This window comes from Legionella nautarum (assembly GCF_001467895.1).
GTDB lineage: Bacteria > Pseudomonadota > Gammaproteobacteria > Legionellales > Legionellaceae > Tatlockia > Tatlockia nautarum.
On record NZ_LNYO01000001.1, the window covers coordinates 187,748 to 213,636 of the forward strand.

The following is a 25,889-nucleotide window of genomic DNA, read 5'->3' on the forward strand; positions in this document are numbered from 1 at the left end:
TAACAGATTCATCAATTGATTAAATATTAAAATTAAATGGACTCGAGACTTCCTCATCCAATGGGCTCGAAAATCCTATTTGACTCAAGATTGCGTTTTCCATCCCTAAATCGGCAATAATAGACCAAAATTCTGGTGAAATATCACAAGAATCAGGGCTTACGGATTCTACTTCTTCTGACTCCTGTGCCTGTAATGGTTCTTGTATTGGCTCTATCTGCAGACAGGGTTTCTTTGGTAAGGGGAGAGAGAAAAAGCCAGTATTAGACGGAGTGCCTATTTGCTCCCATTTTCTTTTTACAGCCCCTTCTTCCTCTGAGTTAACATCCATTATTGTTACAGGTTGCAAAGGATAGCTTGATATTTGCTGTTCTACTGGGGGTAATTTCCTAACAAGAACTTTACCTGATAGTTTAACAATACCAGCATCCTCATCGATTTGTGCGTGCTTTAGTGCCTCTCTAGCGATTTGCTCTCCAGTTTCCAGATCATAATAAGTTCTTTTAAGAAATCCGCCCCGGGTAATAGGATTTTCATCACCAATTTTAATTGCAGATTGATGCTCTTTTTTTGAACCACTCCAGGTTACCGCTCTTTTATTTACTGTAACTGTACCATCTGGAAATATAATAGCTTCTCTCAACAGTTCTTTAGGGACCTTTTGACCATCATCAACAAAGGTATAATGACGTTTAAGAATACTCTCAACTCGGAGATTATACTTACCTACTTTAAGGACGCGAGTTCTACTTAAACCTTTAATAGAAAAACCCTTACTAGACTCTGCTTCTTCGGGTTGAGGAGATTGTTCTGTTGGATTACTACTTGCTAGCTGTTTATCGACTACACTAGTATCTTTTTCATAAATTTTAGAGCGCCGCAGTGGATTTTTATCCATTTTTGCTACATCACGTTTATAAATACTATCCCAAAAAGCAAGTCTTCCTTCGACTAAGAGAGTTCCGTCATCTGGGAAAATATGAGCTTTTTTTAGCTGCTTTCTGGAAACTTTTGTCCGATCGTCTTTAAATATATAATTGCGCTTAAGGAAACTACCCACAAGGATATTATAACCTGCGATAAAAATACGCTGATGTTCACGTAAGTGCTCAATAGTGAAATAACCTCGACCATTACTATGATTTTGAGCAACGGCAGTACTTTCTATTAAAGGCGGCATTTTTGACTGATCAGTATACTCATAAAACTTGAATTTCACGAAAAACTCCATTTTTAAAGAAAATAATCAAGCTTGAATATTAACTAAATTTTAGATAGCTAATAAAGCTAATTTTACATCATGTTACCCAGGCAGGGAATTGAAACAGGGGAGTCCTACCGATTCTTCCTTTGGCTCAATACGAGAATGATAAAAAAAGGTTCCTGCCGCAACAGTCAGAGAAGCTGCGCTTGCAACTGCCAAAGTAGCAGCAAGCGGTATTGCACCAGCCACAAGCACTGTAACCAAAGCGGCTAGCCCTAAGGCCAAACCACCAACAGCGGCAGTTGCAGTGAGTGCTGTTAATTGGAAAGAATAAGATTCGCTGGGCTTCCCATATTTAATGCAGTCATTGACTATCTTCTCTATCCTTTCTTTATAGGCTCGTTTGCCTTCTTCTCCATCCTGAATTCGGGGTAGGGGAACACGTTTTATTGCCGCTACAGCCTCTTGGTAACAAGGATTATTTGGACCTAAAAATTGGTTGATATGTACAAGTACTTCATTTGGTAACTCAGATAATCCAGATTTGACCAGCTTCGGCATAAGAGAGTACAGGGGATTCGCTGCTGCTGTGTCGATAATTCTTCTAAGTTCTTTGCCCCATAACTCAGTAAGTTCACTTCGCGAATACATTACCACCTTAGTCTTTAAGTTAGTTGGTAATAAATTAGCAATCCTAGTTCTTTCTTCCTCGTTCGAAGTGTCAATGAATATTACTTCTACTTCTGAGTTGAGAAAAGCATCCGCTTTAATTGAGGTGATACTCTCTGGGATAGAAACTTGTTTAAGAGCGATACAACCATTAAAAACTCGGGAATCTATTAAGGTCACCCCCTCAGGAATAACTACTTCTTCAAGAGCAATGCAACGGGTAAATAAATAATTACAGATAACGGTCAATCCAATTGGAAGAGAGATCTTTTTCAGCCTGTTACAGTAGCCAAATGCTGACGTACCAATCGAAAGTAATTTTTCAGGAAGAATTACCTCTTCCAGATTTTCGCATCCATCGAATACATTAAAAGGAAGTGAGTTGAGGTTCACAGGGAGCTTAATGCTTGTTAAATCTTTACAGCCAGAAAATGCGAAACCATTGATCCCAGTTACGCTGTCAGGAATATCTAATTGCTCTATACCACAACCAGCAAAAGCCGCGAACCCTATGGAAATTAAGTGATTAGAAAGGCCGACCTTTTTCAGATTTTTGCAGTTGTCAAATGCCTCATCGCCAATCGTGAGCACACTATCAGGCATATTGAGTTCTATAAGCCTCATGCAGCCTACAAAGGCCCTTTCATCAATCTCGGCTATATCTTCGGGAATATCAAAAGAGCCATCCTCGTTGATCTCATCATTGTCAACTTTCACTAAGATGAGCCCATTTGGACCAATTCTAGTTCTCATTTTTTATCGCCTCGATATTTAAAGGTGGAGTTCCTACTTACATAATTGCAGGAGCAAGATTAAGGATTTATAGCTTGAAAAAAAGGAAATTTTTTACCCTACGAAGGAGGGTTTTTATCACAGCCAACGTCGAAATGGATCTTAATATAGAACATTATGATCTTATTGTAAACACAGTTACTAAAACTTGCATCATCCCGAACTGAGGCGCTTGAAGCGAGCTTTAACGATACTTCGAGAACCTCAGAAGCTTCAGGACAAGCCCCTTCGACAGCCTCAGGACAGGCTTCGAGACGCACGCTATGCGTGCTCCTCAGCCCGAACGTGATAAAATGAATACAAATTCTTTAGATACTTATTTCGTGGGGATACCTCCGAGTATGTACGGATAAACAAGCAACTAAATAGTATATTTAATTTCGTGGCGATGCCTCCGTTCAGAATGAGGTTGGCTTCTGCGCAATTAAATGATAACTCATCGTCACTAATCCCAACCTATCTGCTTCGCATAAGGCTTCAACGTTTTGACTTAGCCTATCCAGTAATACAATAAAATGAACAGGGAGTACCTTTATCTTTACAAGAAACTTCACAATGGGGTCTAATTTATCGTAATTGGATCCTGCTTTACTGATCAGCGGTTCTTGTGACTTGTTGATACTCGGATCTTCGCTCAGCAGCACCTCAAAGCCTGCATGGCGCAATGCTTCTTCATACTCTGCGGGTGATGGAGTTCCTATCGCGCCAATTAAGGGTTTGATTTGTTTCATTAAGGCTAAATGATGGGGATTTTGAGCGTCATAGTTCGGTAAACGTACCCATTCTAACAAGGATAATTTTCCACCCGGTTTAAGAATGCGATGCAATTCATGGAAAAGCTTGTTCAAATCCCTGCATAAAGAGAGGGCTTGAATTTCATAGGCAGCATCAAATTCATTGTCAGCAAAATTGAAAGGTAAATCATTTAAGTCTGCATTGATGAATTTGCATTGTTGTGACAAACCATTTTTCTGAGCAAACAAAATAGCGTTATCCAATTGACTTTGGTCGATATTAAACCCCGTAATTTCTGCACCGGTTAGGGAAGCAAGATGGGCAGCAACGCGCCCTTTTCCACAGCCCAGCTCAAACAGTTTATCCCCTGCTTTCACGTCGAGGAGACGGCTTAATTTTTTTTCAAACAAGAGTTGATTGCTAATCACATTTTCCGTTACATCAAGCGTTGGAGGAATATACATTTTCTCAACCTGCCCGATTGCACAAAGATGATTGATGACTTCATACCAAGCGATAAGGTTTTGTTTAACTTGTTGATATTCAACAGGTTGCGAATCTTTCACCGCTTGGCCATCAACCCAATCGTAATCATAAATATTGTAAGCGTTTAAAAAGGCCTCAACTTGTTGCGGAGATAAGTGGTAAATCGCCTTAAATGAATTCCAGATCGTTGCCAATCGGTAAAATTTAGAGTTCGGATTCACCTTGATCATAAGACGTTCCTTGTCCACAAATCACTAATCAACCACTGTCCTCGTTTGTTTTTTAATCACCGAACGATAAGCCTGCAAGTTCATCAATAATTCAGCTTCAGCATTAGATAAATGACAACTATCGATGATTTCATCTTTATTACCACCCATTTCAAGGATACGCAGGGCATGTTGATAGCCGCCATCGTTATCGCGTTTATTTTCCAAAGCCTGTAGTTGATTATCCATGCTAATCAATTGGCGAGTGATCTCGGCAATCTGCTTACCAAAACCAAGATCGGCATTGACTAATAAATTATGATTAATCTGCAACTGCTCTAGCTCCGCTTTAATCTCCTTGACTTGGCGCCTCATCCTGATAAACGATTTATGATAAACGATAAGGGCTTTCAAGGATAAAAGAGCGAATAGTAATCCTCCTATGCTTAATATAATACTCATTGCATTTCCTTATTATTGTTGTTAATTGGAGTTGTAACAGCCTGTGGCTTTTCAAGTTTTACTGGCTTGTTAGTAATCTTGGGTCTTTTTACCGCGCTAATTGAAGGATCTAGTAAGCGAGGCACTGTTTTATCCTTAGCAATAATCACATTGACACGCCTATTTTGAGCACGGCCTTCTTCGGTGCTATTATCGGCCACGGGGTATTGCTCGCCATAGCCTGTCACAGACAGTTGTTTCTTATCGACACCAAAGGAAACCAAGGTACGCGCCACAGCTGCCGCTCTCGCTGAAGACAATTCCCAGTTTGAAGGATATTGCTCTGTCTCAATAGGCATATTGTCAGTATACCCTTCAATAGCAATAGGGTAAGGTAGTGTTTTAATAATCGAAGCTAATTTCATTAACTTAAGAACTGCAACAGGTCGTAAATCCGCGCTGCCGCTATCGAATAAGGCATTTGCCTTAATATCCAATTCAACCCAGCCATCTTGTGGATTCATGTGATAATCTGAGTCTTGTAAGTCGGATAATGCCTTAATGAGTTGATTAAATTTATCTTTTTCATTAATAGGACTGTCAACCGCGGTCTTCATATCTTTTTTTGTTTGCGCAACATCTGCCACCGATTGACCTTTAGACTTTGAAGTAAAGGCCGAATTCATGCCTTCAGCTAAGGATTTGTATTTTGAAACATTAACTGAAGAAATCGCATACATCACAACGAAAAAAGCGAATAGGAGCGTGATGAAGTCTGCGTATGATACCATCCACCGATGGGTATCCTCATGAGGTACAGCTTTATTTTTTCGTCCTCTCATGCTGATGATGTTGTCCATAATTATTTAGTTTTAAGTTTAGCATATTAGGACTCTCCCCGCTTGCCATGGACACTAAACCCTCAACAATCATCTCATCGTGATGCAGTTTATTAGCGATACAACTTTTTATTTTATTAGCGACAGGTAAAAAGACTAGGTTCGCCAAACCAACGCCGTAAATTGTCGCGACGAAGGCCACGGCAATACCTGCCCCTAGCTCACTGGGCTCGGCAAGATTACGCATTACCTGGATTAAACCGAGTACCGCTCCCAAAATACCAATGGTAGGACTATAGCCGCCCATACTTTCAAACACATGGGCTGCGCGCATATCGAGGTCTTCGCAGCGATCAATTTCGGTTTCAAGCACTTGTCTTATGTTCTGTTTATCGACCCCGACAACCAATAACTCTAGCCCTTGACGCATCAAGGGATTTTTTTCCCTCTCTAAATGCTCTTCCAAAGAAAGTAGACCAAACTGCCTTGATTTCCGCGATAACTCGATTAATTGTTCACGGCTTTTGTCATAAGGTAATTTGGGGGGGCGGAAAATCCAAGGCAAAATTTTAAAAGCCCGCAAAAAAGTACTTAGAGGGGTTTGAATCATTACCGCCCCCAGAGTACCCCCTAGCACAATCATTAAAGCAGATAAATTCATTAGCGAATGAATCGAGCCGCCTTCAAACATTTGACCGATTATTATTGCTAAAAAAGCAGTTATTAAACCAAGCAGGGTTAAACCATCCATAATTTTTTGTCCCTCACTCAGGTAATCGAGATTTAATGCGAAGAGTTGCCTGGCTGTGAATTTGGGAAACACGTGACTCACTAACCCCTAAAACTTCGCCAATTTCTTTTAAATTTAAATCTTGCTCATAATATAAAGACAGCACCAAACGTTCATTTTTAGGTAAACTCTCAATAATTTGTGAAAGATGACTTACCATATCATCGCGCAAAACATTGAGATGAGGTTCAGAGAGCTCTTCGCCATCTATTTTTAAAATATCATCTGTTACGCCGAGATCATCAAAACCATAAAGCTGACTTCCAGCAGAATCTTTTAACATCTCATAATACTCATCCAAACCCAGCTTGAGTTCGCTTGCAACCTCATGATCTTTAGCATCACGTCCTAGACGATTTTCGACTGCTTTCACCGCTTCCGAGATCATTCGCGCATTACGATAAACAGAGCGCGGAACCCAATCATTACGCCGCACTTCATCCAACATATGACCACGGATACGAATACCTGCATAAGTTTCAAAAGAAGCACCTTTGGTTGAATCATAGTGTCTTACCGCTTCAAGCAGACCTAACATACCTGCCTGTACCAGATCGTCAAGTTGTATCGAATGCGGTAAACGCCCTAATAAATGGTGGGCTATACGTTTGACCAATAGCGCATGGGTTTTAACCAGCGTTTCCTGAGTTTGTTGATTCACTTTGCCGTAGGCAGCCAAAGCATCCACGACTTTCTCCTTAATTTCGCTTGCCTTGGAAATTCGCTTTTCCTTGCCAATTTGCCTGCATTTAGGTATGACTTTTATCCCGTTGAGTAAAGGTTACAGAAAATCAATGCAGCTTGTTTAAGTTTAGCAAATTCCAAGACAAACATTTTTTTTCAATACTCTCCTGCCACCAAGCGCTCTAGGAAAAAGCTGGTATTACCTCCTAATGAGTGCTTGTATGGCCAATCCTCCACAGTATCAGCTAATTGTAAAAAAGATTTTGCAGCATTTGACTCCGGATAAGAAATGAGTACAGGTTTTTGTTTTTTTACCGCTTCGTGTATGCGTTCATCGAAGGGGATTGCGCCTAAATAGTCGAGGCGGACATCTAAGAATTGCTCAGCCACTCGATATAATTTATTAAAAAGCTCTTTACCCTCTCGCGCGTTTCTTATCATATTGGCTAGAACATGAAAATGGCTCCATTCATAGCGTTTCGACATCACTTTAATGAGGGCGTAGGCATCCGTTAAAGAGGTCGGTTCATCGCAAACAATCACGATTAATTCTTGCGATGAACGCGCAAAACTGAGTACCGTATCAGAAATACCGGCCGCTGTATCGATAATCATATAGTCCACGTCATCAGTCAATTCATTAAACGCGTCGATGATGCCGGCATGCTCTGCAGGGCTTAATTGAGTCATGTATTCTGTGCCCGATGCGGCAGGAATCACCCTCACCCCCGCAGGACCTGAGAGCATAATATCGCTTAAATGACAAAGTCCTTGAACCACATGGGAGAGATTATATTTAGTATGTAAACCTAGCATGACATCGATATTAGCCAACCCTAAGTCGGCATCAAGCAATAACACATTTTTCTCTCTTTGTGCCAAAGCGACAGCTAGATTGACTGATACATTAGATTTACCAACACCGCCTTTACCCGCAGTGACCGCAATGACTTTCACCGGTTTTGAACGGGAAAAATTACGTAGTCCAGCCGCTTGATCGAGTTGATCTTGATTACTCTTCGACATAGTACCTCCCTGCAACGTCGCGCGATGCTTTTTGCATGTTTCCATTCAATTCGCCTAAGCTCAGTTCTTGATTGCTTAATTGTTCAATCAGTTGGTGACGCGTTGCTAGTTTAATATCCTCGGGAACTCGTTGACCGTGGGTTAGATAACTGACTTCGATACCTGTTTCGGCAATTGCACTTAAAATGCCTCCCAAAGCCAGTGATTCGTCCAATTTGGTAATAATACATTGCTCAATGTGTTTTACTTTGAACCGTCTAATTGCTTCGATTAAGACCTGATAATGATTAGTTGCCTGTAAAACTAAAACGACGGATATGGAGTGAAGGCGAGAACATAAAATATCCATTTGCGTTTCTACACGTTCATCAGCAGGATTCATACCGGCCGTATCAATTAAAATTAATTTCTTATCGTTAAGTTGGCGAACGACACGGGTCAGTGCTACCTCGTCCTGAGCGACACAGACCTGAACCCCAAGAATTTTGCCATAAAGCATCAGTTGCTCTTGTGCTGCGATTCGATAGGTATCCATAGTGACTAAACCCAGTTTATCTGCACCAAAACGCAGGGCAAAGCGCGCTGCAATTTTTGCGAGAGTAGTCGTCTTACCTACGCCGGTAGGGCCTACAAAGGCATAAATACCACCTTCTTCTATGCGGCGTGAGTCGCGAATCGTTAAGGCTTCTGAAAAAAGGGTCAGTACTTGCTGCCAAGCGCGTTGTTGATTAAGGCTGGGATTTATTCTCGTCACTAAGGACGAAGCCGTTGCTTGACTTACTCCCAAATACAATAACTTTTGCATGAGTACGGTATGTAAGGGCTCACCATGGCCTGCATGGCCGCGCAACTGTGCTTCCAGCATTCCACGTAAGGTTAAGATTTCTTGGCGCATATCGTCCAGTGGGGATGGAGTGGCTTTTGTTGTTGGTTGAGGGCTGGGCTCAGCAGTAGCGATAGCAGTAGAGGTTGCCAGTACTGTTTCATCAAAATCAACAGCAGCAACTATTTCAACTCCCCCTTCTACACGGCTGCTCGATAAAATAACCGCATCAGGGCCAAAGGCCGCTTTAATTTGTTGCATGGCACTGCGTGTATCTGGGGCAACAAAACGTTTTAATTTCATAAAGTCTCCATCTTATCCTACTGTACCAATTATCCGTATTTGTTTGTTATCAGGAATTTCCTGATACGATAAAACATGCAGGTTACTGGAAATATTACGCACAAAACGTGCCAGAACCGATCGTATTCCAGGCTGCACGACTAGTACTGCTAACTCTTGTTTTGCCTGCTGTTGTGCAGCAAGTTGCGTCAAAGAATGCTGTATTTTATCGGCCATACCCGGTTCAAAGCTGACCCCATGACCGACGTTATTCTGAATTGTGTTTTGCAATAACTGTTCCAATTCTGGTTTTAACGTAATAATCGGTAATTCTTCGTTCAAGCCGCTTATTTTTTGCGTGATTAAACGGGACAATGCAACACGAACATTGCTGATAAGAAAATCAGTGTCTTTAGATTTTGACGCACACTCCGCCAAAGTTTCGACGATCGTGCGCGTGTCAGTTAGTGGAATATGTTCTATCAATAAGCCTTGTAAGACTTTATTAACTGCACCGATTGATAAGGCATCCGGCACCAATTCTTTTACGAGTTTGGGTGAAGTATGGGCTAACTTATCTAATAATTGCTGCGTCTCTTCATAGCCAAGTAATTGGTGGCTATTTTTCTCGAGGATTTGACTCAAATGAGTTGCCACGACAGTCGAAGCATCAACAACTGTATAGCCAAAGGTATGGGCTCTTTCTTTTTGACTATCATTAATCCAAACAGCATCTAAATTAAAAGCAGGATCCTTCGTCTCTTGGCCTTCTAAAACACCAAAAACTTGTCCAGGATTAATAGCCAACCATTTGTCATTAAAAATAGGAGCCTCTCCCATTACCACCCCGGCTAAGCTGATGCGGTAATAATTGGGTTTTAGATCCAGATTGTCACGGATATGGACGGTGGGAATAAGAAAACCGAGTTCTTGCGATATTTTCTTGCGAACCCCTTTAATTCGCGCCAGTAAAACGCCGCCTTGCGAGCTATCGACCAAGGGGATCAACCGATAGCCTACTTCCAGACCAATGACATCAACGGGATTGACGTCGTCCCATGATAATTCTGAAGCAAGCGGTTCGGCTAAAGCATTTTGACTCGTTTCTGTTTGTTTTTCTGCGGTCGATTTTTGGCGATTTTGCTTAATCATCAGATAAGCCATTCCCCCTAAACCTAACGCTAAAATTAAAAAAGCAATATGGGGCATCCCGGGAATTAAGCCAATAATACCAAGGATCGTAGCTGCAATAATCAAGGAGCGCGGGTTGCCAAACACTTGTTTCATCACCGCATGACTCATGTTCTGGGAACTAGAAACACGGGTGACCATAATGGCTGCAGCAGTCGATAAAACCAGTGACGGGACTTGTGCTACTAGGCCATCACCAATTGTCAGCAAAATATAATTATGCAGGGCTTCTGCCAACCCCATGTTGTGTTGCAGCACACCGATAATCAAACCGCCAATAATATTGATTAATAAAATCAAAATACCCGCAATGGCATCCCCGCGTACAAACTTACTCGCACCATCCATAGAGCCATAAAAATCAGCCTCCTGCGCTACTTCTGAACGACGTAAAATAGCCTGATCTTGATTAATTAAACCGGCATTGAGGTCGGCATCGATGGCCATTTGTTTACCGGGTAAAGAATCGAGGGTGAAGCGCGCGCTTACCTCAGATACTCGCCCCGCACCTTTCGTAACCACCACGAAGTTAATCACCACCAAAATAATAAACACCACCAATCCGACCGTATAATTCCCGCCAATAACCACTTCACCAAAGGATTTAATCACCTGCCCTGCTGCATCTGTACCTGTATGGCCATTCAATAAAACAATGCGCGTGGAGGCAACGTTCAACGCTAAGCGCAGCAGGGTTGCAATCAAAATAACCGTCGGAAATACCGCAAAATCAAGCGGTCTGTCGCTGTAGATAACGGCAAGTAAGACTACAAGCGAAAAAGCAATGTTAAAAGTAAAGAAAATATCGAGAAAAAAGGCGGGCAAAGGCAGCATCATCATGGAGAGCATAATGATAAGGACCAGGGGCGTACCTAAACCTTGATGCAACCATTGACGCAAGGTATGGAAAATCGCATTGACATTCATCAGATATTCTCCTCAACATCTCGCTTTAACTCGTCAGGAATCGGCAAGTTCTGCAAAAATTCTGGTTTTTTATCGTAATCCGCCTTGTCTCTTAGCTGGAAAATATAAGCCAACACTTGGGCAACTGCGACGTACAAACCGCGCGGGATTTCCGCATTTAAATCCGTTGAATAATAAAGAGCTCGCGTTAAAGGCGGCACTGATAAGATGGGGATCTGGTGAGACTGGGCAATGCGATTGATTTGTAAAGCAATTAAATCCCTACCCTTTGCCACCACGATTGGCGCACGATTTCCTTGTTGTAGATAGCAGAGCGCAACGGCGTAATGGGTCGGGTTAGTGAGCACCACATTCGCTTTAGGGACCTCAGACATCATTCTTCTGCGGGCAATTTCTTGCTGTGTGCGGCGAATTTGGCTTTTAACCTCCGGCTTACCTTCCGTTTCCTTGAATTCGTCTTTAAGTTCCTGCTTCGTCATTTTTAATTGCTTTTTGTGCTCATACAGTTGGAAAGGCACATCCACTGCCGCGATCAAAATAAGGCTTGCAGAGATCATTAAAAAGGACTGAGTCACTAATTCCAGTCCAGTACTTAAGGCATTGGTTAAGGGAAAACTAGCAACGGAAACTAAGGCTGGAATCTGTCCCTTCAACACCAAAATGGCAACGATTGCCACCAGTAAAAATTTGAACAGCGCTTTGACCATTTCCACAAAGCCTTTCAACGATATCATCCGTTTGAGACCCTTTAACAAACTCAAACGAGAAAATTTGGGTTGCATCGACTCCACACTAAAAACCCAACCGCCCATGAGTAAAGAGGTAGCGATAGAAAGGATTAGGATCATAAGTAACAGAGGGATTACTGCGCCAAAACCGAGTTTTAATAAACTGTAAAACTGCTGTAGGGCAAGGGTAGGTAAAGTCAAAATTTTGCTATCAAAGTCAAAAGCTTGGCGCATCATTAGCATAAACTGAGTGGACAGATGACGGCCAAAAATAAATAGGGTAGCGCCAGAGCACAATAAAATTAAAGTGGCATTTAAATCTTTCGAGCGCGCCACCTGCCCTTTTTCTCTGGCTTCTTTTAGCCGTTTAAGCGAGGGCTGTTCGGTCTTTTCCTGTGCCTGTTCTTCAGCCATTAGCGCAGCATCCCAATAATAATTCGCATTCCGTGCTCTAAACTATCCGTCATTTGTGCCGCCACTCCCGGCAAACTAATGCGAATAATCACCATGCCCATCAACAGAGTAATGGAAAATCCTATGGAAAATATATTTAATTGCGGCGCTACCCTGGTCATTATTCCAAAACCTAGGTTCACAATAAGTAGGGATAAAATGGCCGGCAAAGCGACTAATACTGATTCTTTAAACATCCATCCTGAAAAGGCCAAGACTGACCCAATGGCCGTTAAGCCGAAACTCATTTTTCCTACCGGTACCTCACGGAAACTACTTAATAAGGCATCAAACACAGCCAGGTGGCCGTTGAGCACCAGAAACATGAGGCTAACCATCATCAGATAAAATTGGCTTACTAGAGGGATAGATACCCTTGTTGACGGATCAACCATGGTGGCGAAACCTAGTCCAGCTTGCATAGCGATGACTTGGCCACCCATCAAAAAAACTTGAAAAACTAACTGTAAGACAAACCCCATTAAAAGCCCCAGTAATATCTCATGAATGACGATAGCCACATAACGCCCTTCAAACTGCAGAAAAGAAAGATCAGGGCTAATAAAGGGTGCACAGATAAAAGCTATCGCTAGCGCAAAAACAACGCGGATGCGAATCGGCACCAGGATCGAAGAAACAATAGGCATCGTCAAAAATAAACCACTGATGCGCGGCAGGGGCCAGATAACTTGGCTGAATTGGCTAATCATGGCTTGATAATTCAAATTCATGGTTAACCTATCAAATAAGGAATGTTAGAAAACAACGAATCGGTATAGTTGATCATTGTTTTTAGTAACCAAGGACCAGCAAATACCATCACTAAAAAAGTCACAAAAAGTTTGGGGATAAAGCTTAAACTCATTTCGTTAATTTGAGTTGCCGCTTGGAACATCGAAACTAATAAACCGACAATAAGGCCAGGTATGATTAACACCGTTAATAGGATAATCATGATATATACGCTTTCACTAAACAGTGAGAGAACCGATTCCGGTGTCATCCCTTTCTCCTCTTTGGTAATCCTTCACCCTGGCTAAATTAACGATTTGACTAAAATACAGGGCTTGTCCGCGGGATCCAGAAATCAACGTTAAAACGCTAGACCCCGCGAACAAGCCGCGGAACCTTGTGATAGAATTCAAAGATTCGCGGCCCCCTTCAACTTAACGCAAAACTCGAAGCCAATGATCCCAACACCAATGTCCATCCATCCACCAACACAAATAGCATAATTTTGAAGGGCAAAGAAATAATCAGAGGAGACAGCATCATCATACCCATTGCCATTAATACGCTAGCAACAACCAAATCAATGATCAAAAAAGGTAAAAATAAAACGAATCCAATTTGAAAGGCTGTTTTTAATTCACTGGTGATAAACGCAGGGATGAGCACAGTCATCGGAACCTCTGCAAGTGAGCCATAGGACTTATTGTTAAATTTTTCAAAAAGAGCCAGATCATTCTTGCGTGTCTGATTCAACATAAAAAGACGTAAGGGCTCTTGGGCTTTGGCCATAGCTTGTGGAAATTGCAATTGATCCGCCAAATAAGGTTGTAATGCCTGCTCATTAATTTGATTAAAAACAGGGGCCATCACAAAAAAAGTCATAAAAAGAGCAATACCAATCAGGATTTGGTTGGTAGGTGTTTGTGCCATGCCAATGGCTTGTCGTAAAATTGACAGCACAATAATGATTCGCGTAAAAGCTGTTACCGCCATTAATAACCCTGGTAAAACACTCAACAGCGTCATAAAAATCAGTATTTGTAAATTGACACTGTAAGTTTGCCCGCCATTCGGTGCTGGCGAGACAGTGACGGCAGGTAGTGAAGTCGTCGCCGCTTCAGCCGTCCAAGGTAAAATAATCAGAATGAAAAAACAGCCAAGGAGGAAAATTTTCTTCATTCTGATTTCCCAAGAGCAGTTTTTAGAAAGTCCGAAAAGGAGGTTTTAGACTCTGGGGAGAACGAAGTAGGTAATTCTTCTCCAAAATCGTGCAAGGTATTAATGCTTCCCGAAGTCACGCCAAGCAGAAGAATACGTTGCCCCACTCTAACCAGCATAATTTTTTCTCTTGCGCCCAAACTCATGCAAGAAATAATTTTAAAGCCATTCGCATTTGCGAATTTTGCGCCATTTAAACGCCGTAATAACCAAGATAATAAAACAATCACAGCAACAACAACAAGCAAGCCACCCAGTACACGCATGAGCTCGCCATTGCTTAATGCTGCCGTATTGCTACTGGCAGGCAAAGGCGTTGCCCGCGCTATGACGGGCAACAGACTACAGGCTAGAAGACCAACAAAATTTAGCTTCATCTTAAACGTTTGATGCGTTCTGATTTACTGACTATATCTGTCAGGCGCACACCAAACTTATCATTGACCACCACCACTTCCCCATGAGCGACCAATGTGCCATTGACTAATACATCCAGAGGTTCACCAGCTAAACGATCGAGCGCAACAATGCCGCCTTGATTAAGCTGTAAAAGATTGCGTATCGTCATTTTCGTACGACCAATCTCTACGGTTACAGCCACCGGTATATCCAAAATTAATTCCATTTTTTCTACATCTGTGTCTTGAGATACTGCAGCATTTTGCTGTGCTGCTGTCGCTGTTGCGGATGTATCCGCCTCAGTCTGATTAGCCATTCACTCCACTCCCTAGTAACTGATTTTTTTAATAATCTTTACAGCTCTCTTATCGTTGGCACTACCAATGGTTGCGGTAAAACCTGGAGTCCCTTCAATATCCAAGGTTACAACCTCATTCATTTCTAACGGTATAAAATCCCCAACTTGCCAAGCCATCACCTTACCCAATGAACTGTTGGTTTGAGCCATCGCCGAACTTACAACCAGCTCAACTTCCATTAGTTCCTCCTTTAACGACATGATCCAGTTCGGATCAATTTCATCATCTGGTCGTGCAGCACCCAGTTCTAATTGCTGTTTAATAGGCTCTACCATAGAGTAGGGAATCACGAAATAAAAAGAACCAGATTCCTTACCAAAATCCACATTAAAACGACTCACTAACAATAGCTCATTTGGTTCGCCAATGTGAACTAGCTGTGGGTTAGTCTCATCGCCGACCTTCATCGCTTCTAATTTAATAATGGGCGCCCATGCTTGCTCAATGCAATGAACTAATTTACCAATGACGATTTCCATCACTCTGAGTTCAGTTGCAGTAAAGTCTGTGCGGCTTGTTTGCGCCAGAAATTGGGAACTGCCGCCAAAATAATAATCCACTAAGTCGTAAACAAAAGTACTATCAAATAGGATAAGTGCCTTGCCTCGCAAGGGCTTAAAGCGGCGTATTGTCATTAAGGTAGGGTTAGGCATGCTGCTTAAAAATTCGCGATGTTTTACAATGGATAAGGGGTCTTGTTTTATCTGTAAATCCTTTGCCATTAATTGATAAATGTCGTTAGCAAAAAAGCGGGCTGCCCTATCATGAATTTTATCGAGAACAGGCAATTCACCCCTAACAATACGTTCCTGACTTGTAAAATTAAGAACCCGTACCTGATCAGAGCTATCCTCTACAAAATCGGCTGTTGTAGCGGTCTGAGCTTCTTGGGGATCGCCGCTTGTGCCTTCTTGTTCCGCGGGTTTTTCATCCTCCACGGAATTAAGCAGTGCATCAATTTCTTCCTGCGATAAAATATCTTTCTCAGCCATAGATAGCTATCCTGTCATTACATATTAAGGCTTATTTATACTTCCTGTATCTCGAGTATAAACCATGATTTACCCTAGCCAGCGAGCTAAAGCAAAAGGTGTGCCAATCTCTAAATTAAAGGTAACTCTTCTGTTATTCTCATTCCTATTTTATTGTCATCCCAGCGAAGGGAGGGTTTGTATGACAAAGCAACGGGATAAGGACGAAACCAGTTGATTACTCAGTTGGGGAGCACAATAAGGTCAGATAAGTTGTCATATCCTTCTGCGCATGCCAAACTTAAATTAATTCGTTTTAGATAATGTGACATGCTCAGTAAAAATAAGCAATTTTCTAATTTTAGCAATTCAAGACAAACTAGCTCTGATTGTTTTCGTCCAGATAAGGAGGAAGAGCTTGCAGCGCTTTTCTCTCATTCCCCAGGGCAAGGATTGCTTGCGCGAGGCCATGGTTCAAGTTATGGGGATTGTTGTCTGAATCATCAAGGTGTGATTGTGGACACTTCTCGTCTAAACCATCTTTTGCATTTTAATGAGCAATCAGGACTTTTAGTTTGCCAAGGCAGCGTCAGTTTTGCTGATCTCTTTCTCGTAAGTCCCCATTACATACCACCGGTTATTCCAGGCACTTTGCGGGCGACTATCGCGGGGGGCATTGCTAACGATGTGCATGGTAAAAATAATCATCATGCAGGAAGTTTTGGCGAACATGTGCAATGGATTGAACTACAACTGGGGGAACAATCGCTTCGCTGCGATCGAAAAACGCATTCTGAATTATTTTATGCAACTATCGCAGGACTTGGCCTAACAGGTATTATCAAACAAGCGGCTATCCAAATGCGCAAAGCATCGCATTTTGTGAAAGTTCACTATGAAAAATATAATGAATTTGCTCCTTTATTAGAGCAGATGAAAAAGACAGGCTGTCACTTCGATTATCAAGTTGCATGGCTAGACCTACTGAACAAACCACGCGCTTTACTATCTCTCGCGAATCATTGTGAGCCAACTTCTATGCCTGCCCAACGTTATTGTCATACGATTCCTAAATTACCTGTTCGTCTTGTTAATTCATGGCTGATGAAGCAGTTTAATCGTCATTATTTCCAAAAACATACAACTAAAGAACGTACATTGGCGCTTCCTCAATTTAATAATCCACTTGATTCTATTTCACATTGGAATCGTTTATATGGTAAAAAAGGACTTTTACAATTTCAGGCGCTTGTTCCTGAGGAACTCGCCCTAACCGCATTGACATCACTATTGGAAATCATTCGTTCTTATCAAGCAACGCCAACGCTTGCTGTACTGAAATATTTTCGCAAACCCGGCTTGGGTCTTTTATCCTTTGCCCAACCCGGCTATACCCTAGCAGTCGACTTCATTAATAATCAGCAAGCTCATCGAGCAATCTCAGCAATGAATGAATGGATTAGCGAAGCGAAGGGCAAAGTTTATTTAGCAAAAGATTTACTCCTTACAGCAGAGCAATTTGCCAAACAATATCCGCAACAGGCTTCCTTTTCTCAGGTTCTTAAGCGATATAACAGCGGAATGCGTTCTGATTTAAGCCAACGATTGGGTATCACTCGATGAGTAAGAGAACTTGGGTTATTCTTGGGGCAACTTCAATTATTGCTGAGGAGTTTGCTCATTTAGCCGCCCAGGCAGGCAATTCTTTGATTTTAGTTGCTCGCAATAGAGAACAACTAGCTATTATCGCAGCTGATATTCGGCTGCGTTATCAGGTGCAATGTGATTTTATCTTCACTGATTTTGCGGGTGATTTGAGTGAGATACTGCAGATTATGCAACATCAGCAAGACATTGATCTCTTTATTGCTTATAGTTCAATTCTGGAAAATGATGCACTTAATCAAGAAAGTATCGATGAACTCCTGCGTGTGAATGTTCTCTCTACCGTTCAATTTATCCATGCTTATCAAGCGAAACAACAGACTCAATCTCGTCTGATTTTTTTAAGTTCGGTTGCTGCCTGCCGGGGACGAGCTAAAAATAGCCTCTATGGCGGCTCAAAAGCGGCTATTGAAATTTATTTGGAAGGTTTACAGCAATCCAAAGGCAATAATTTTCAGATCACAATAGCAAGACTGGGTTTTATTGATACTGTACAAACTTTCGGCCTCCCGGGGATTTTCTATGCCTCCCCTCCCAAAGCTTGCGCTAAAGCCTGTTGGCGAGCTTCTTTCGCGAGGAAAAGGCTCATTTATCACCCTTTTTTTTGGCGGTTTATTATGGGGCTAATTCGCTATTTGCCTTTCCCTATTTATAAGAAAATGAAAATTTAATGAATTAACCTTAGGGTTGGTAAGATATTATGTACTAAACCGAAAAATTGCAAAATATAAATAATTAGTACAATGAGAACCAATAAATTAAGTAAGCTTTTTATTGCACCAGGCATTGGAATAAATGCGTTAATTAACCATAAAACTACCCCAAATGCGATGATTACGACAAACAAATTGAGTAATTCAGTCATGAATTCTCTCTATTGGTAGCTTCAAATTAATTGTAGTACAAAAAAAATCAGCTGAAACAGCTGATTGTATAAACCATTAAAACCTTCAGATCTCATTCCCCCTAACTAATAATTAGTCAGGGGAATTGACTTAACGGCGCCTTAAAGAATCCGTTCTAACTGTGCTTGTAGTTGGGGCTGCTGATGCGGTTACTGCACTACCCAGTGAGCTTTTTGCTGCAGCAGCTGATACTAATGCTCCTCCTGCTTCATGCCCTACTGCTTGCGTTAAACTTATCTCTAATTTGCCAGACCCTAATTCTTCCAATTTGTTATCCGGTAAGTTGCTAATTTGCTCTTCAAATTGAGACACCAAATTTTTAATAAATTGTTTACGGTTCATAGCTTGATCCTTATACATTTTAGTAATTTGAGAATCACTAAAATCAATCATATAAGCAGTTCAGTCTAATCCTGAATGACTACATTATGAACTTCCGATAATATCTAGCTTACCGCCAGCTTTCTCCAATTTCAGAATCGGAGTTAACCTATCTCAAATTTATAGACAATCTTCCTTCAAAAGCGGTATATTCCTTGTTGTCCCTTAAAATTGAGACACCATAAATTAAAATCGCTTAGAATTCCAAGCAATTATTTAACTAACCTCAAAAGAAAAAGTTAGTCATATTAAGTGTAGTTCATCCAATATTATATGCAAAGTTAGTCTTAAAAAAGAACTTAATTAATCATTTACACCTTAAATTTAATCAAAAAAATCAGCTCTAGAGCTGATTTTTTAAGGGTATCATTATAGCCTTCTTTTCGACAATTCCCTTGCTCCTTTTATTTAAGTTGCGCGACGCGCTCCTCTGATACCAGAACCCCCGGTCTCTTTACTTACAGGTCGTATCAGATTTATCTCTAGTTTTCCAGATTCTAATCCTTTTAATTTATGCCCTGATAGATTCGTAATTTTTTCTTCAAACTGAGATACTAAATTTTCAATAATTTGTTTGCGGTTCATGGTTTAAATCCTCGCAGCAAGAAAGAATTTATAAATCCTAAAATAAATGCACGATGATTCATCCGTGAATGGCTCATTTTTTAATTTTAAAACTAACAAAATTATTCTCAAATATTTTTAAGTTTAGTTCAAACTATTATTGCCTGCAAAAATTAATTTTTTCTTGCGTTTACTATCAAATACACTGTTATTAAAGTCTCTATTCCTCACAAAGGGATAACTATCGAAGTCGTAGCGAAATGGCCTAAAATATGCATTATTCTTTTAAATATCAGTTGTGAATAGCGACATAAATTTTCAATGACAGGTCTGGAGGGAGATAGGTTTATGGAAAAAACTATCGCTGAAAATCTTGAAATCTATGGTTTCCTAAAAAAACTGGATTTTTTTAGCATGCTAAATAAAAATGCATTATGGCCCTTGGTCAATCTTGCAACTTTCCGCAATTATGCCCCAAACGACATCATTATTAGCGAGGGTGATAATCCCGTCGGTATATTCATTTTGCGCAAAGGGCAGGTTCAAGTTTTTAAAACCTTGCATGACAATAAAGAATTACCCATCACAACCCTTGATGTCGGTGAGATTATTGGCGAAATATCAGTCATTGATAAGTTAAAAACAACAGCTTCTGTACGTGCTATCGATGAAGTCGAATGTATTTTTATTTCGGAATGGGATTTTACAACTCAAATACATGCCTACCCCGAAATTGGCCTACAACTCTTACCTATTTTGGCCTCTCGTATTCGGATTATGTACGAGAAAATACAATGAAAGACCCAGAACTCTATCGCAAGGAGGCGGTTGAAGCAGCCCAGGAGCGTGATGAATTTCAACATGCGATTCGTATCATCACACCGAAAGCTTGGATCTATTTAATTATTTTTTTAATTATCTTTTCTGCCTGCGTACTTTGGCTAATCTTTGGGCGCATTACAACCATAGTTCAAGGTCAAGGCATCGTTCTTGCAAAAAATGCAGCGATTCTCAACGTAATGTCCCCTATTTCTGGCGGCTATGTTAAAGCTATTCTCGTTACTCCGGGCATGAAAGTTAGGCAAGGCCAAGTCATAGCTACTTTAATTAATCCCAATATGGCTGCTGAAGCAAAAGAACTGCGAAAATTTATAGCGCAAGAAAAAACTAAATTAAATACGCTGAACAGCACTGCGAAAAAGGAAATTGATACACGCTTAAAACGAATTCAAGAATCAATTAACTATGCTCAAACTATTAATGCCAACTTAAAAGAGAAAAAAGATCATCTTGAAGCCCTACTCAAAATTCAGGAAGGCGCTTTTAAAAAAGGGATTTTATCCCGTCTGGAATTAAATGATATGCAAGTTGCCTATTATGATGCGAAAGAACAAATCAGTAAAAATCTGAATACTCTCGTTGAACTGAATCAAAATAAAAATGACTATATCGAAACCTGGAACACCAAATTAAGGGAACAACAGGAAAAGGTTGCTCAATCTGAATTTAACCTGCGCAAGCTCGTGGAAAATCTCCATTTAACGGAAAGCGTTACTAGTCCAGTAGATGGAGTGATTTCTACCAACTATGTCAAAGAAGGCGATTTTTTACCCGAGAAACAAACCTTAACTAATATTATTACCTATAGCAATGACTTGGAAGTCGTTGCCTTTTTTAATGCTGACGAGGGTAAAAAAATCAAAGTTGGCATGCCGGCAAAAGTTTTCCCCAAACATGTCAATACCTTGGAATTTGGTGGGATTGTAGGCACAGTAACTTATATCAGCGAATTACCTATCGATCCGCAAAGCATCGAAAGCACCCTAGAAAATCAACGCTTAGTTGAAAAATTTATTCAGAGTGGCCCGGTTTTTAAAGCAAAAATTGCCCTGACTCATTCCCCTAATACAACCAGTGGATATTTGTGGACTACCTCAAATGGTCCCAAAGAAAAAATCTCAATTGGTTCTGTAGCCAATGTAGGCATTGTTGTCAAAAAACAACATCCCTTAGACATTATAATTCCTGTAGTCGAATCGGCAAAAAACTGGATGATAGGCAAAAATGGTTAAATTCGATTTTGATCAAGGCTTATTAGAGGTTCACCATAAACGAGTGAAGACGCCTAGTATTTTGCAAATGGATGTGATGGAATGTGGTGCAGTCTGCCTCTCCATTATTCTTGCTTATTATGGCTTACATATTTCTTCAGAAACTGCACGCGAGGCCTGTGGTGTAACGCGCGACGGTTCCAAAGCAATTAATATTATTAAAGCTGCGCGCAATTTAGGAATGAACGCCGAAGGCAAACGTATTAAAGATATTGATTCTTTGGGTTACATGCCAACACCCTTCATCGTATTTTGGAAATTTGAGCATTTTATTGTCATTGAAGGCATTATAAAATCTAAAGTTTATATTAATGATCCGGCAACAGGACCGCGAGTTATCACGCTTGATGAGTTTAATAAGGGGTATACGGGAGTTGTTTTAAGCATTAGACCGGGCGAAGAATTTAAACCGAGCGGGAAGAAAGAAAAATCAGTTTTCGGTTTACTTCGTGATTATCTTAAAGGCGATTTTATTGAGCTTAGCTATCTGTTATTTGCCTCTGCTCTACTTTCAATTCCCCAAGCTTCTCTTGCTTTGTTTATTGAGTTTTTTGTAGATAATATTATTATTAAAAATCAAGAACATTGGATGCTTGGCTTTGCACTGAGCATGGCTTTTACCATTGCCTGTATGATCTTCCTTCTCTGGGTTCAGCAATATTATTTAGTACTTTATAAAATACGATTTTCAATTAAAAAAATTCCTGATTTTTTTAATAAGCTTCTGCATTTACCAATGTCCTTCTACATACAAAGAGCCACCGGAGATATTTCTAACCGACTTTATATTTTTGATGAAATTTCCGCGAAAATTACTGAAGGTTTTTCGGAAGGAATTATGAATAGCTTAAGTATAATCATTTATACCTTAATTATTCTATTAATTAATAAAACCATCGGGTTAATCACCATTTTTATTACGATACTCAATTTTGCTGCGATTATTATTACTAAACGACTAATCATAGATTTGGGCCGACGATTTTCTCAAGATCAGGCCAAGATGCACAGCATCGAATACAGTGGTGTGCAGATGATGGAAGCGCTGAAATTTATGAATGGCGAAAATCGATTTTTCTTGCGTTGGTTAAGCTATAAATCAAAGTTAATTGATTCACAACAAAAAATTGATCTTTATAGTGCCCTAATCTCTTTACTTCCCAATGTATTGTATTTTTTAAATTTAGTTTTGCTCATTATTCTAGGCGCCCATTTTGTCATGCAAGGCACGATGACGGTCGGAGGAGTTATCGCAATTTATACTTTATTACTTCTTTATTCAGGACCTGTCGTCAGTATTGTCGAAAGTTTTTTGAAAATCAACGAATTGAAAGGTGATTTACTGCGGGTGAATGATGTTCTACAGTACAAAACTCGCCAAGAGAGCAATGAGATTGATCAAATAGAATCAACTAATTTAGTGGATATTAAGGACCTGTATTTCGGTTATTGTAAATTAGAAGCGCCAATCTTAGCTGATATTAATATTGCGCTAAAGAAAGGCAATACGATTGCTATAACAGGTATGTCTGGCGGGGGAAAATCCTCTTTATTTAATTTAATTACAGGACTGTATGCTCCTTGGTTTGGAGATATTTATTTTAATGGTAAAAATATAAAAAATTATTCCTCCGATGAATTATTTAATCTAGTTTCTTATGTCGACCAAAATATCTTTCTTTTTGAAGGAACAATTCGAGACAATCTCACCATGTGGGACCGTTCTGTGGATGATCATACGATCGTTGACGCACTTAAAACTGCCTGTATTTACGATGTCGTAGCAATGAAAGGCGGTTTAGATTATCGCATTCTTGAAGGCGGCTCTAATATAAGCCTTGGACAAGCCCAGCGTATTGAAATTGCTCGCGCCTTAATAAAAAAACCACAATTAATTCTCCTTGATGAAGCAACCTCGGCGCTAGACTCAGTAACCGAAGCTCAAATCTATAAAAATTTAAGTCAAATTAATTGCAGCTTTCTTATTGTTGCACATCGCTTAAGTGCTATTAAGCATTGTAATGAAATTATCGTCATTGAAGAGGGGTCAATCCTCGAGCGGGGAACTCATGAAGAATTAATTCAATTAGATGGAAGATATAGACAATTTATAGAAAAGGATTATTTATTATGAACAACAAGGAGTATGAAAAAATTGCTCCCGGTTTATTAAAAATCCAGCAAGTCTTAGGAGATAATGACTCTGCGCGATTTGTTTCATTAGATAAGAAAAAACTATTACTCGATTCTTGTTTGCATATGGCCGATTTATTAGGTATTACCCTTGAACTTCCTAGCGGTGACTTAGATGATAATATCGATGATACAATGGATAAAATCACTAGCTATTCAGGAATTCGCATCCAAAAAATTACTCTGGAAGATAAATGGTGGGAAAAAGACCATGGAGTTATCCTTGCTCTTATCGATGGATCACCCTGTGTTTTATCACCTAAAAAAAATGGAGGTTACGAGCAATCAACGCCCCTTGAAAAATTAGCACTTTCACAAAAACAATTAGCTACTATTGGTAAGTACGCTTACTCCTTTACCAAGCCTCTTCCTGACAAAGTTAAAAAGCTTTTCGACATCTTAAAATTTTCATTCGAACGATTATTTTCTGATTTTCGATCTGTTTTATATTTACAATTATTTTTAAGTCTCATATTGATGAGTCTACCCATTTTCATGAGTTATTTCTTTAATAATTTTACGCAATTTGTAGAGTCAAATCAGATGATGATATTGGGTGTATCACTCATTATGAACACCATTATTTTTTTCTTTCTTTCTGTGAATCAGACGATTATGATGTTACATCTACGCTTTAAAATTCAGATGAAACTAGAACCTGCAATCTGGGATCGACTATTAAAATTAACCCCTAAATTTTTCCGGCAATTTAATGCGGGCGATATTGCCTATCGCGCTAGTGTTGTTTCTGCTATTCAAGAAATGCTTACTCAGTCATCTATCGCATCCATTTTTAGCCTAATTATATCTCTCGTCTCTTTTGGGTTGATGTGTTATTACAGTCTTACACTCGCGTTTTTGGCTTTACTTAGTTTTATTGTCATTGCCGTATTGATTCTCTCTCTTAGTCAACGCTTTTTAATTCATCAACGAAATGTCTATAAATATATTGTCAAACAATCTGGCTTTGTTTTCCAAGTCATCAGTGGAATTATTAAATTTAAAGTTTCAGCAAGTGAATTTCGTGCATTTAATATCTGGTCTGATTATTTTTCCAGCCTACTTATTGCAAAATTTAAGGCTGAAAAAGTGGGCATTTATTTACATATTATTCATGGGGCCTTACTGATGGTGATGACCTTAATTCTATTCTGCATTTATTTTACACAAAAAAATCAATTACCTCTTGGTACTTTTATAGCGTTTAATGCCGCCTATTCGCAGTTTTTTTCTGCTTTAATTACTATTACAACTTTTATTACTTCAATTCTTCTTATTATTCCTTTATTTGAACAATCACTGGTGATTTTCCAAGCGGATGTTGAACCTCGTCAACGCGGTGGAACTCATGTAACACTTGAGGGAAAAATTCAAATCAAAAACTTATCTTTTCGTTATGATGAAAATCAACCACTAGTGTATAAAAATATCAATTTAACCGTAACCCCTGGAGAAGTTATTGGCATTACTGGCAGTTCAGGCTGCGGTAAATCGACGCTTTTTCGCATTTTGCTCGGTTTAGAGAAACAATTAGACGGCCAGATTTTCTATGATGATGTGAATATGGAAATGATTAACTTATCCGCCTTACGTCAACAAATCGGCGTAGTCACCCAAAAAAGCGTACTGACCCCGGGGACCATTTTAGAGAATATCATTGGCAATGATAAACAACTGACACGAAATGATGCCTGGGACATTGTTTATCAATTAGGTTTGGAACAGATGATCTCAAGCCTCCCGATGGAAATGGATACTTTCATTAATGAAGGAATGCAATCCTTATCCGGCGGGGAAATGCAGCGCATTGTCTTAGCGCGCGCCTTAGTGAAAAAACCTAAAATGCTTTTCCTCGATGAAGCAACCAGTGCATTGGATAGTCAAAGCCAATTTAAAATTCAAGATTATTTATCCAAACTAAAGATCACCCAATTAGTGATCGCCCACCGCCTTTCAACCTTACGCAGTGCGGACCGTATATTAGTGATTCAAGATGGACTAATTATCCAAGACGGTAATTTTAAGCATTTAGTCAATGAACCTGGTTATTTTGCTGAATTGGCTCATCTTCAATTTGCAAATTTGCAAAACCTTTCTGAATGACAAAAATCT

At 40.0% G+C, this 25,889-nt stretch carries 26 protein-coding genes; 6 read left to right on the forward strand and 20 right to left on the reverse strand.

Annotated features, from left to right (window positions below; genetic code table 11):
• Positions 1–19: 19 nt before the first annotated feature.
• The 17 genes from Lnau_RS00805 to fliM all read right to left on the reverse strand — a co-directional run bounded on the left by Lnau_RS00805 (position 20) and on the right by fliM (position 15,979).
• A complete protein-coding gene (locus Lnau_RS00805) occupies positions 20–1,219 on the reverse strand; it encodes a hypothetical protein (protein WP_058503249.1) in 1,200 nt (399 codons plus the stop codon).
• Positions 1,220–1,303: 84 nt separating this feature from the next.
• A complete protein-coding gene (locus Lnau_RS00810) occupies positions 1,304–2,626 on the reverse strand; it encodes a leucine-rich repeat domain-containing protein (RefSeq protein WP_058503250.1) in 1,323 nt (440 codons plus the stop codon).
• 437 nt (positions 2,627–3,063) lie between these two features.
• On the reverse strand, positions 3,064–4,116 hold the full coding sequence (locus Lnau_RS00820) for a class I SAM-dependent methyltransferase (RefSeq protein WP_058503252.1): 1,053 nt from the start codon (positions 4,114–4,116) through the stop codon (positions 3,064–3,066).
• 24 nt (positions 4,117–4,140) lie between these two features.
• Positions 4,141–4,557 carry a DUF2802 domain-containing protein gene (locus Lnau_RS00825; RefSeq protein ID WP_058503253.1) on the reverse strand — a complete coding sequence of 139 codons (417 nt, stop codon included), beginning with the start codon at positions 4,555–4,557 and terminating at the stop codon, positions 4,141–4,143.
• A complete protein-coding gene (locus tag Lnau_RS00830; RefSeq protein WP_058503254.1) occupies positions 4,554–5,378 on the reverse strand; it encodes an OmpA family protein in 825 nt (274 codons plus the stop codon). The genes Lnau_RS00825 and Lnau_RS00830 overlap by 4 nt, the downstream gene beginning before the upstream one ends.
• Positions 5,359–6,126 (reverse strand): flagellar motor protein, encoded by a 768-nt coding sequence (locus tag Lnau_RS00835; RefSeq protein ID WP_058503255.1) that lies wholly within the window; start codon positions 6,124–6,126, stop codon positions 5,359–5,361. Before Lnau_RS00835 ends, Lnau_RS00830 begins: the two co-directional genes overlap by 20 nt.
• Before the next feature lie 13 nt (positions 6,127–6,139).
• Positions 6,140–6,853 (reverse strand): RNA polymerase sigma factor FliA, encoded by a 714-nt coding sequence (locus tag Lnau_RS00840; protein ID WP_058503256.1) that lies wholly within the window; start codon positions 6,851–6,853, stop codon positions 6,140–6,142.
• Between the two features lie 152 nt (positions 6,854–7,005).
• Complete coding sequence (locus Lnau_RS00845; protein WP_058503257.1) at positions 7,006–7,875, reverse strand: MinD/ParA family protein; 870 nt, start codon at positions 7,873–7,875, stop codon at positions 7,006–7,008.
• Positions 7,862–9,001: a flagellar biosynthesis GTPase FlhF gene (gene flhF, locus Lnau_RS00850; protein ID WP_058503258.1), complete on the reverse strand. Its 1,140-nt coding sequence runs from the start codon at positions 8,999–9,001 to the stop codon at positions 7,862–7,864. Before flhF ends, Lnau_RS00845 begins: the two co-directional genes overlap by 14 nt.
• A gap of 12 nt (positions 9,002–9,013) precedes the next feature.
• Positions 9,014–11,098, reverse strand: a complete 2,085-nt coding sequence (gene flhA, locus Lnau_RS00855; protein ID WP_058503259.1) for a flagellar biosynthesis protein FlhA — start codon at positions 11,096–11,098, stop codon at positions 9,014–9,016.
• Entirely contained in the window at positions 11,098–12,240 is a 1,143-nt protein-coding gene (flhB, locus tag Lnau_RS00860; RefSeq protein WP_058503260.1) for a flagellar biosynthesis protein FlhB, read from the reverse strand. The genes flhA and flhB overlap by 1 nt, the downstream gene beginning before the upstream one ends.
• The gene (gene fliR, locus Lnau_RS00865) at positions 12,240–13,010 is read right to left on the reverse strand and encodes a flagellar biosynthetic protein FliR (protein ID WP_058503261.1); all 771 of its coding nucleotides are present in this window, start codon (positions 13,008–13,010) and stop codon (positions 12,240–12,242) included. The genes flhB and fliR overlap by 1 nt, the downstream gene beginning before the upstream one ends.
• A gap of 2 nt (positions 13,011–13,012) precedes the next feature.
• Positions 13,013–13,282 (reverse strand): flagellar biosynthesis protein FliQ, encoded by a 270-nt coding sequence (fliQ, locus tag Lnau_RS00870; protein ID WP_058496364.1) that lies wholly within the window; start codon positions 13,280–13,282, stop codon positions 13,013–13,015.
• 158 nt (positions 13,283–13,440) lie between these two features.
• Positions 13,441–14,190, reverse strand: a complete 750-nt coding sequence (fliP, locus tag Lnau_RS00875; protein ID WP_083503736.1) for a flagellar type III secretion system pore protein FliP — start codon at positions 14,188–14,190, stop codon at positions 13,441–13,443.
• On the reverse strand, positions 14,187–14,606 hold the full coding sequence (fliO, locus tag Lnau_RS00880) for a flagellar biosynthetic protein FliO (RefSeq protein ID WP_058503263.1): 420 nt from the start codon (positions 14,604–14,606) through the stop codon (positions 14,187–14,189). The genes fliP and fliO overlap by 4 nt, the downstream gene beginning before the upstream one ends.
• Complete coding sequence (gene fliN, locus Lnau_RS00885) at positions 14,603–14,944, reverse strand: flagellar motor switch protein FliN (protein ID WP_058503264.1); 342 nt, start codon at positions 14,942–14,944, stop codon at positions 14,603–14,605. Before fliN ends, fliO begins: the two co-directional genes overlap by 4 nt.
• Positions 14,945–14,956: 12 nt before the next feature.
• Complete coding sequence (gene fliM / locus Lnau_RS00890) at positions 14,957–15,979, reverse strand: flagellar motor switch protein FliM (protein WP_058503265.1); 1,023 nt, start codon at positions 15,977–15,979, stop codon at positions 14,957–14,959.
• Positions 15,980–16,288: 309 nt separating this feature from the next.
• Here fliM and Lnau_RS00895 point away from each other — a divergent pair, with 309 nt between their 5' ends.
• Both Lnau_RS00895 and Lnau_RS00900 read left to right on the forward strand, forming a co-directional pair.
• On the forward strand, positions 16,289–17,581 hold the full coding sequence (locus Lnau_RS00895; protein ID WP_058503266.1) for an FAD-binding oxidoreductase: 1,293 nt from the start codon (positions 16,289–16,291) through the stop codon (positions 17,579–17,581).
• Positions 17,578–18,294, forward strand: a complete 717-nt coding sequence (locus tag Lnau_RS00900; RefSeq protein WP_058503267.1) for an SDR family NAD(P)-dependent oxidoreductase — start codon at positions 17,578–17,580, stop codon at positions 18,292–18,294. Before Lnau_RS00895 ends, Lnau_RS00900 begins: the two co-directional genes overlap by 4 nt.
• Here Lnau_RS00900 and Lnau_RS00905 read toward each other — a convergent pair.
• The 3 genes from Lnau_RS00905 to Lnau_RS16570 all read right to left on the reverse strand — a co-directional run bounded on the left by Lnau_RS00905 (position 18,291) and on the right by Lnau_RS16570 (position 19,494).
• A complete protein-coding gene (locus Lnau_RS00905; RefSeq protein ID WP_058503268.1) occupies positions 18,291–18,488 on the reverse strand; it encodes a Thivi_2564 family membrane protein in 198 nt (65 codons plus the stop codon). The genes Lnau_RS00900 and Lnau_RS00905 overlap by 4 nt on opposite strands.
• A gap of 130 nt (positions 18,489–18,618) precedes the next feature.
• A complete protein-coding gene (locus Lnau_RS00910) occupies positions 18,619–18,870 on the reverse strand; it encodes a hypothetical protein (protein ID WP_133134833.1) in 252 nt (83 codons plus the stop codon).
• A 447-nt stretch (positions 18,871–19,317) separates the two neighbouring features.
• Entirely contained in the window at positions 19,318–19,494 is a 177-nt protein-coding gene (locus Lnau_RS16570) for a hypothetical protein (RefSeq protein ID WP_165482919.1), read from the reverse strand.
• A 327-nt stretch (positions 19,495–19,821) separates the two neighbouring features.
• On the opposite strand from Lnau_RS16570, the gene Lnau_RS00915 reads away from it, so the two are divergent.
• Genes Lnau_RS00915 through Lnau_RS00930 form a run of 4 tightly spaced genes read left to right on the forward strand, consistent with a single transcriptional unit; the run spans position 19,822 to position 25,880 of the window.
• A complete protein-coding gene (locus tag Lnau_RS00915; RefSeq protein WP_058503270.1) occupies positions 19,822–20,271 on the forward strand; it encodes a Crp/Fnr family transcriptional regulator in 450 nt (149 codons plus the stop codon).
• On the forward strand, positions 20,268–21,545 hold the full coding sequence (locus tag Lnau_RS00920; protein ID WP_083503737.1) for an NHLP bacteriocin system secretion protein: 1,278 nt from the start codon (positions 20,268–20,270) through the stop codon (positions 21,543–21,545). Before Lnau_RS00915 ends, Lnau_RS00920 begins: the two co-directional genes overlap by 4 nt.
• On the forward strand, positions 21,538–23,718 hold the full coding sequence (locus Lnau_RS00925; RefSeq protein WP_058503271.1) for a cysteine peptidase family C39 domain-containing protein: 2,181 nt from the start codon (positions 21,538–21,540) through the stop codon (positions 23,716–23,718). Before Lnau_RS00920 ends, Lnau_RS00925 begins: the two co-directional genes overlap by 8 nt.
• Positions 23,715–25,880 carry an ATP-binding cassette domain-containing protein gene (locus tag Lnau_RS00930; RefSeq protein WP_058503272.1) on the forward strand — a complete coding sequence of 722 codons (2,166 nt, stop codon included), beginning with the start codon at positions 23,715–23,717 and terminating at the stop codon, positions 25,878–25,880. Before Lnau_RS00925 ends, Lnau_RS00930 begins: the two co-directional genes overlap by 4 nt.
• Positions 25,881–25,889: the final 9 nt, after the last annotated feature.

Excerpts from the sequence above, each read along its gene's own strand:
- Lnau_RS00810 (WP_058503250.1), bottom strand. The coding sequence starts at position 2,626 with ATGAGAACTAGAATTGGTCCAAATGGGCTCATCTTAGTGAAAGTTGAC.
- Lnau_RS00820 (WP_058503252.1), bottom strand. The coding sequence starts at position 4,116 with ATGATCAAGGTGAATCCGAACTCTAAATTTTACCGATTGGCAACGATC.
- Lnau_RS00825 (WP_058503253.1), bottom strand. The coding sequence starts at position 4,557 with ATGAGTATTATATTAAGCATAGGAGGATTACTATTCGCTCTTTTATCC.
- Lnau_RS00830 (WP_058503254.1), bottom strand. The coding sequence starts at position 5,378 with ATGAGAGGACGAAAAAATAAAGCTGTACCTCATGAGGATACCCATCGG.
- Lnau_RS00835 (WP_058503255.1), bottom strand. The coding sequence starts at position 6,126 with ATGGATGGTTTAACCCTGCTTGGTTTAATAACTGCTTTTTTAGCAATA.
- Lnau_RS00845 (WP_058503257.1), bottom strand. The coding sequence starts at position 7,875 with ATGTCGAAGAGTAATCAAGATCAACTCGATCAAGCGGCTGGACTACGT.
- flhF (WP_058503258.1), bottom strand. The coding sequence starts at position 9,001 with ATGAAATTAAAACGTTTTGTTGCCCCAGATACACGCAGTGCCATGCAA.
- flhA (WP_058503259.1), bottom strand. The coding sequence starts at position 11,098 with ATGAATGTCAATGCGATTTTCCATACCTTGCGTCAATGGTTGCATCAA.
- flhB (WP_058503260.1), bottom strand. The coding sequence starts at position 12,240 with ATGGCTGAAGAACAGGCACAGGAAAAGACCGAACAGCCCTCGCTTAAA.
- fliR (WP_058503261.1), bottom strand. The coding sequence starts at position 13,010 with ATGAATTTGAATTATCAAGCCATGATTAGCCAATTCAGCCAAGTTATC.
- fliQ (WP_058496364.1), bottom strand. The coding sequence starts at position 13,282 with ATGACACCGGAATCGGTTCTCTCACTGTTTAGTGAAAGCGTATATATC.
- fliP (WP_083503736.1), bottom strand. The coding sequence starts at position 14,190 with ATGAAGAAAATTTTCCTCCTTGGCTGTTTTTTCATTCTGATTATTTTA.
- fliO (WP_058503263.1), bottom strand. The coding sequence starts at position 14,606 with ATGAAGCTAAATTTTGTTGGTCTTCTAGCCTGTAGTCTGTTGCCCGTC.
- fliN (WP_058503264.1), bottom strand. The coding sequence starts at position 14,944 with ATGGCTAATCAGACTGAGGCGGATACATCCGCAACAGCGACAGCAGCA.
- fliM (WP_058503265.1), bottom strand. The coding sequence starts at position 15,979 with ATGGCTGAGAAAGATATTTTATCGCAGGAAGAAATTGATGCACTGCTT.
- Lnau_RS00895 (WP_058503266.1), top strand. The coding sequence starts at position 16,289 with ATGCTCAGTAAAAATAAGCAATTTTCTAATTTTAGCAATTCAAGACAA.
- Lnau_RS00900 (WP_058503267.1), top strand. The coding sequence starts at position 17,578 with ATGAGTAAGAGAACTTGGGTTATTCTTGGGGCAACTTCAATTATTGCT.
- Lnau_RS00905 (WP_058503268.1), bottom strand. The coding sequence starts at position 18,488 with ATGACTGAATTACTCAATTTGTTTGTCGTAATCATCGCATTTGGGGTA.
- Lnau_RS00910 (WP_133134833.1), bottom strand. The coding sequence starts at position 18,870 with ATGAACCGTAAACAATTTATTAAAAATTTGGTGTCTCAATTTGAAGAG.
- Lnau_RS16570 (WP_165482919.1), bottom strand. The coding sequence starts at position 19,494 with ATGAACCGCAAACAAATTATTGAAAATTTAGTATCTCAGTTTGAAGAA.
- Lnau_RS00915 (WP_058503270.1), top strand. The coding sequence starts at position 19,822 with ATGGAAAAAACTATCGCTGAAAATCTTGAAATCTATGGTTTCCTAAAA.
- Lnau_RS00920 (WP_083503737.1), top strand. The coding sequence starts at position 20,268 with ATGAAAGACCCAGAACTCTATCGCAAGGAGGCGGTTGAAGCAGCCCAG.
- Lnau_RS00925 (WP_058503271.1), top strand. The coding sequence starts at position 21,538 with ATGGTTAAATTCGATTTTGATCAAGGCTTATTAGAGGTTCACCATAAA.
- Lnau_RS00930 (WP_058503272.1), top strand. The coding sequence starts at position 23,715 with ATGAACAACAAGGAGTATGAAAAAATTGCTCCCGGTTTATTAAAAATC.